Here is a 6424-nt window from a genome sequence, read left to right on the forward strand (position 1 = left end):
CCCGGTGTTGACCCCACTTAACTTTGGAAAAACCCCGGTTAACTTTGGTTACCCAAATTGATTGAGTTAATTAGTCACGTTCAACGATTGTAGCGCAACCCATTCCTCCACCGATACATAATGTAGCTAAACCACGTTTTGCATCACGTTTTTCCATTTCATGTAATAATGTAACTAAGATACGACATCCAGAAGCACCAACAGGGTGACCTAATGCAATGGCACCACCGTTAACATTAACTTTACTCATATCGAAGTGTAAATCACGAGCAACTGCGATTGATTGAGCAGCAAATGCTTCGTTAGCTTCTACTAAGTCCATATCTTCAATTGTTAAACCAGTACGTTCGAATACTTTTTTACAAGCAGCAACTGGACCAACACCCATGATTTCTGGTTCAACTCCACCTAATGCACCAGCAACCCAAGTAGCCATAGGTTTAACACCTAATTCTTTAGCTTTTTCTTCAGACATAACAACGATTGCAGCAGCTCCGTCGTTGATTCCAGATGCATTACCAGCAGTAACTAATCCACCTTCTTTTCCTGAACAACATTTTAATTTAGATAATGTTTCAACAGTTGTTCCAGGACGAGGTCCTTCATCTTTTTTGAATTCAACGATTTCTTTTTTAACTTTTACTGGAACTGGTACGATTTCATCATCGAATTTACCAGCAGCAACAGCAGCTTCACATTTTTGTTGAGAATTTGCTGAGAATTCATCTAATTCTTGACGTGTAATTCCATATTTATCGCAAACATTTTCAGCTGTGATCATCATGTGATAGTGGTTGAATGCGTCAGTTAATGCATCATTTACCATTGTATCGATGATAGTAGCATTGTTCATACGGTATCCGTAACGAGCTTTTGTCATTGCATATGGAGCCATTGACATGTTTTCCATACCACCAGCAACAACAATGTCAGCTTGATCAGCTAAAATCATTGTAGCGGCTTCGTTAACACATTTTAAACCTGAACCACATACAACATTTAATGTAACAGCAGGAACTTCAATTGGAAGACCAGCTTTAATTGAAGCTTGACGAGCAACGTTTTGTCCTTGAGCAGCTTGGATAACGCATCCCATTAATACTTCATCAACTTGTTCTGGTTTAACACCAGCACGATTTAATGCTTCTTTAATTACGATTGCTCCTAATTCTGGAGCAGGTGTGTTGCTTAAAGCTCCACCCATTTTACCAATAGCAGTACGACAAGCACCAGCTAATACGACTTTTTTTGTCATGTTTATAATCCCTCCGTATTATTCTTACTTCATAACAGTATCACAGCAAAATCCGAAAATCAACGATTAAAATAATTTTTTCACAAGTAAAAATTTGTGAAAATGATTATGAAAATAACTTGTCAATCCTTTCACAATGTAATTGACAGACAAAGAAATTTGAGTAGAATATATTTGAGTGGAATCGTGAAAGATTTCACATGAGCTGATGAAGTCGTATAATCAGGAAAGGAGAACTTCATTTATGGATTTTACTTTATCTAAGCAACAAAAATTGGTACAACAAATGTATCAAGAATTTGCTCAAAACGAAGTAAAACCTCTAGCAAAAAAAGTTGATGCTGAGGAATACTTCCCAAAAGAAACAGTTGAAAAAATGGCTAAATTAGGGATGATGGGTGTTTATTTCCCTAAAGAATATGGTGGAGCAGGAGCTGATGTTTTATCATATGTAATGGCTGTTGAAGAAATGAGTAAAGTTTGTGGAACAACAGGTGTTATCTTATCTGCACACACAAGTTTATGTGCTGCACCAATTTATGAACATGGTACACCTGAACAAAAAGCAAAATATTTACCAAAATTATGTTCAGGAGAATGGTTAGGTGCTTTTGGTTTAACTGAACCAGGTGCTGGTACTGATGCTCAAGGACAACAAACTACAGCAGTTGATTGTGGAGATCACTGGTTATTAAATGGATCAAAAATTTTCATCACAAATGCTGGATACGCTGATGTATTTATTATTATCGCTGTTACTGGTACTGTAACTGATAAACGTGGTCGTACTCAAAAAGAAATTTCAGCATTTATCGTTGAAAGAAACTTCCCAGGATTCTCAGTTGGTAAACCAGAAGATAAAATGGGAATTCGCGGTTCAAGTACTTGCGAATTAATTATGGAAGATTGTATCGTTCCTAAAGAAAACTTATTAGGTAAAAAAGGAAAAGGTTTCCAATTAGCAATGGGAACATTAGACGGTGGACGTATCGGTATTGCTGCTCAAGCATTAGGTATTGCTGAAGGTGCATTAGATGAAACTGTTGCTTATGTTAAAGAACGTAAACAATTTGGTCGTTCAATTTCAGCATTCCAAAATACACAATTTGAATTAGCTGAAATGAAAGCTCGTATCGATGCTGCTAAATACTTAGTATATGCTGCTGCATTGAAGAAACAAGAAGCTATGGATGGAGCTAAAGTTCGTTATAGCGTTGAAGCTGCAGAAGCTAAATTAATTGCTTCACGTACTGCAAGCGATGTTACTCGTCGTTGCTTACAATTATTCGGTGGATATGGATATACTCGTGATTACCCAATCGAAAGAATGATGCGTGATGCAAAAATTACTGAAATCTACGAAGGAACAAGTGAAGTACAGATGATGGTTATCTCTGGTGCTTTATTGAAATAGGAGGGGCAAAGAATGAAAGCTATCGTTTGTGTTAAACAAGTACCTGATACTTCAGGAAAAGTTGCCGTAAAAGAAAATGGGCAATTAGATCGTGCTTCAATGGCTACCATCACTAACCCTGATGACTTAGCTGCCTTAGAAGCTGCTTTAAAATTAAAAGATACAACTGGATGTGAAGTTGTTGTTGTTTCAATGGGACCTCCAACTGCAGAATCTATGTTACGTGAATGTTTAGCTCGTGGAGCTGATCGTGCTGTATTAATTTCTGGTCGTGAATTTGGTGGATCTGATACATTTGCAACAAGCCAAATCATCGCTGCTGGAATCAATAAAATTGGAATTGATGAAGAAGATGTTATTTTCTGTGGTCGTCAAGCAATCGATGGAGACACTGCTCAAGTAGGACCTCAAATTGCTGAAAAATTACACTTACCACAAGTTACTTATGCTGCAGAAATTGAAAAAGAAGGAAATTCTTTAATTGTTAAACGTTTATTAGAAGATGGATTCATGAGAATTAAAGTTCAAACTCCATGTTTAATCACTTGCGTTAAAGAATTAAATGAACCTCGTTACATGAGTGTTTCAGGAATTTTCGAATGTTTTGATAAAGAAATCGAAATTTTAGATTATCCTGCTTTACAAGATGATCCACTAATCGAAGTTGATACAATTGGTTTAAAAGGATCACCAACAAATGTATTTAAATCTTTCACACCTCCTCAAAAAGGTGCTGGAACAATGTTAGCTGGAGACGACGTTGCTAATCAAATGGCTTCTATCTTAGCTAAAAAACATTTAATTTAATGAAAAGGAGAATTAAAATGGCAGATTTTAGCGAATACAAAAATGTATGGGTGTTCTGTGAACAACGTCAAGGTGAATTACAAAACACAGATTTTGAATTAGTCTCTGAAGCTACTAAATTAGCAAAAGAATTAGGATGCAAAGTTGTTGGTTTATTATTAGGAGACAACGTAAAAGGATTAGCAAATGAAATTGCTGGTTATGGAGCTGATGAAGTTGTTGTTTGCGAAAGCCCATTATTAAAAGACTATACAACAGATGCATACGCAAAAGTACTTTGCGATATGGTAAATGAATTTAAACCTGAAGTATTATTAATTGGAGCTTCAAATATTGGTCGTGATTTAGCACCAAGAATCGCTGCTCGCTTACACACAGGTTTAACTGCTGATGCTACTCACTTAGATATTGATACTAAAGGTTATGTAGAATATTTACGTGAATCAAGTACAATTGATGTTGATAATACAACATTTGATTGGGAAGATCGTAACTTAAAAATGACTCGTCCTGCATTTGGTGGACACTTGATGGCAACAATTATTTGTCCTCGTTTCCGTCCTCAAATTTCTACAGTTCGTCCAGGAGTTATGAAAAAAGCTGAATTTGATCAAGCTAAAGCTGATGCTGTAACTGTTATTGAACCTAAATTTGAATTAAGTGCTGATGATATTAAAACAGAAGTATTAAGCATTGAAAAAGCTGCTAACAAATTAGTAGACTTAATCGGAGCTGATATTATTGTTGCTGTTGGACGTGGAATTAGTAAAGATGTAGAAAAAGGTATTGAATTAGCTCAACAATTAGCTGATGCTTTAGGTGGAGGAGTTGTTGGTGCTTCTCGTGCTGTAACAGATGCTGGATGGTTAGATGCTGCTCATCAAGTTGGACAAACAGGAAAAACTGTTCATCCAAAAATCTATGTTGCATTAGGTATTTCAGGTGCTATTCAACATACAGCTGGTATGCAAGATTCAGAAACAATTATCGCAATCAATAAAAATGAAACAGCACCTATCTTTGGTGTAGCAGATTACGGTATTGTTGGTGATTTATTCAAAGTTGTACCACAATTAATTGATGAAATTAATAAAGCTAAATTAGCTAAATAATATTTATAGGAGGAAATGACATGAAAGTCGGTGTAATTGGTGCCGGAACAATGGGGCAAGGTATTGCTAAAGCATTTGCACAAGTAGAAGGATATAGCGTTGCTTTATGTGATATTAAACAAGAATGGGCTGAAAATGGTAAAGCCAAAATCGAAAAAGGATATGCTCGTTTAGTAAGCAAGGGAAAATTAAGTCAAGAAAAAGTTGATGCAATTTTAGCTTCTATCACACCAGGATTAAAAGAAGATTTATGTGCTGATTGTGACTTAATCGTTGAAGCTGCTTTTGAAGATATGGGTGTTAAACAAAAAACATTCTCTGAATTAGATGCTATCTGTAAAGAAGGATGCATTTTCGCTTCAAACACTTCTTCTTTATCAATTACTGAAATTGGTAAAGGTGTAAATCGTCCAGTTGTTGGAATGCATTTCTTTAACCCAGCTGATCGTATGAAATTAATCGAAGTTATCGCTGGTGCAAACACTCCTGCAGAAGTAGTTGAAAAAATCAAAGAAATTTCTGTTGAAATCGGAAAAGAACCAGTTCAAGTTAATGAAGCTGCTGGATTCGTTGTTAACCGTATTTTAATTCCAATGATTAACGAAGCTGCTTTCATTAAAATGGAAGGTGTTTCTGATATTCAAGGAATCGATACTGCAATGAAATTAGGTGCTAACCATCCAATGGGACCACTTGAATTAGGTGACTATATTGGATTAGATATTTGTTTAGCTATTATGGATGTTTTATACAAAGAAACAGGAGACAGCAAATATCGTGCATGTCCATTAATCCGTAAAATGGTTCGCGGTGGAAACTTAGGATGCAAGACTGGAAAAGGATTCTATGTTTATAACGCAGATCGTACAAAAACAGCTGTAGATCAACTATAAAATGGAGAATGAATATGGAATTTATTACATATGAAACAGAAGGTTATGTAGGAACGATTACTATTAACCGTCCTCGTGCCTTAAACGCATTAAATTCACAAGTTTTAGAAGAATTAGATCAAACATTAGATGCAGTTGATTTAAACGCTATTCGTTGTTTAATTCTTACTGGAGCCGGTGAAAAATCATTTGTTGCTGGTGCTGACATTGGTGAAATGAGCACATTAACAAAAGAAGAAGGAGAAGCCTTCGGTAAAAAAGGAAACGATGTTTTCCGTAAATTAGAAACATTCCCAATTCCTGTAATTGCTGCCGTTAATGGATTTGCATTAGGTGGAGGATGTGAAATCGCAATGAGTTGTGATATTCGTATTTGTTCAGACAATGCTGTATTTGGACAACCTGAAACTGGTTTAGGAATTACACCAGGATTTGGTGGAACTCAAAGATTAGCTCGTGTTGTTCCTGTTGGCATTGCAAAACAAATGATTTATACAGCTCGTAACATTAAAGCGGATGAAGCATATCGCATTGGATTAGTAAATGCTGTATATTCATCTGAAGAATTAATGCCTGCTGCTCAAAAATTAGCTTCAACAATCGCTAAAAACGCTCCAATTGCTGTACGTAACTGTAAGAAAGCTATCAATGATGGTTTACAAGTAGATATGGATCAAGCAATTGTAATTGAAGAAAAATTATTTGGTGATTGTTTTGAAACAGAAGACCAAAGAGCTGGTATGGCTAATTTCTTAGAAAAAGATAAATCTAAAAAATTAAAAGTTGTTCCTTTCCAAAACAAATAATAAAAGAAGAAAGCAGATAATTTGAAGTGAACCCCTAAATTTGGACATCGAATTTAGGAGGTTCACTTTTTATATGTCAAAACGGGTAACCAAAATCTTTTGGGGTTTATCCAAAAACTTTTAGGGTGAACTTTTGG

General features: G+C 35.7%; 6 protein-coding genes. 5 read left to right on the forward strand and 1 reads right to left on the reverse strand.

Going from position 1 to position 6424, the window contains the following annotated elements:
• Positions 1-70: 70 nt before the first annotated feature.
• Positions 71-1255, reverse strand: coding sequence for an acetyl-CoA C-acetyltransferase (locus ACI313_RS05890; protein ID WP_439755534.1), 1185 nt, complete (start codon positions 1253-1255; stop codon positions 71-73).
• Positions 1256-1499: 244 nt separating this feature from the next.
• On the opposite strand from ACI313_RS05890, the gene ACI313_RS05895 reads away from it, so the two are divergent.
• Genes ACI313_RS05895 through ACI313_RS05915 form a run of 5 tightly spaced genes read left to right on the forward strand, consistent with a single transcriptional unit; the run spans position 1500 to position 6287 of the window.
• The gene (locus ACI313_RS05895; RefSeq protein ID WP_439755535.1) at positions 1500-2669 is read left to right on the forward strand and encodes an acyl-CoA dehydrogenase; all 1170 of its coding nucleotides are present in this window, start codon (positions 1500-1502) and stop codon (positions 2667-2669) included.
• A 12-nt stretch (positions 2670-2681) separates the two neighbouring features.
• Positions 2682-3476, forward strand: a complete 795-nt coding sequence (acrB, locus tag ACI313_RS05900; protein ID WP_439755536.1) for an acryloyl-CoA reductase electron transfer subunit gamma — start codon at positions 2682-2684, stop codon at positions 3474-3476.
• A gap of 17 nt (positions 3477-3493) precedes the next feature.
• Positions 3494-4588 carry an acryloyl-CoA reductase electron transfer subunit beta gene (gene acrA / locus ACI313_RS05905; protein WP_439755537.1) on the forward strand — a complete coding sequence of 365 codons (1095 nt, stop codon included), beginning with the start codon at positions 3494-3496 and terminating at the stop codon, positions 4586-4588.
• Between the two features lie 20 nt (positions 4589-4608).
• Positions 4609-5481 (forward strand): 3-hydroxyacyl-CoA dehydrogenase family protein, encoded by an 873-nt coding sequence (locus tag ACI313_RS05910; protein ID WP_439755538.1) that lies wholly within the window; start codon positions 4609-4611, stop codon positions 5479-5481.
• Positions 5482-5495: 14 nt separating this feature from the next.
• Positions 5496-6287, forward strand: a complete 792-nt coding sequence (locus ACI313_RS05915; RefSeq protein WP_439755539.1) for an enoyl-CoA hydratase-related protein — start codon at positions 5496-5498, stop codon at positions 6285-6287.
• The last annotated feature ends 137 nt before the right edge of the window (positions 6288-6424 follow it).

Origin of the sequence: Floccifex sp. (assembly GCF_051873495.1) — a bacterium.
Taxonomy (GTDB): domain Bacteria; phylum Bacillota_I; class Bacilli_A; order Erysipelotrichales; family Erysipelotrichaceae; genus Floccifex.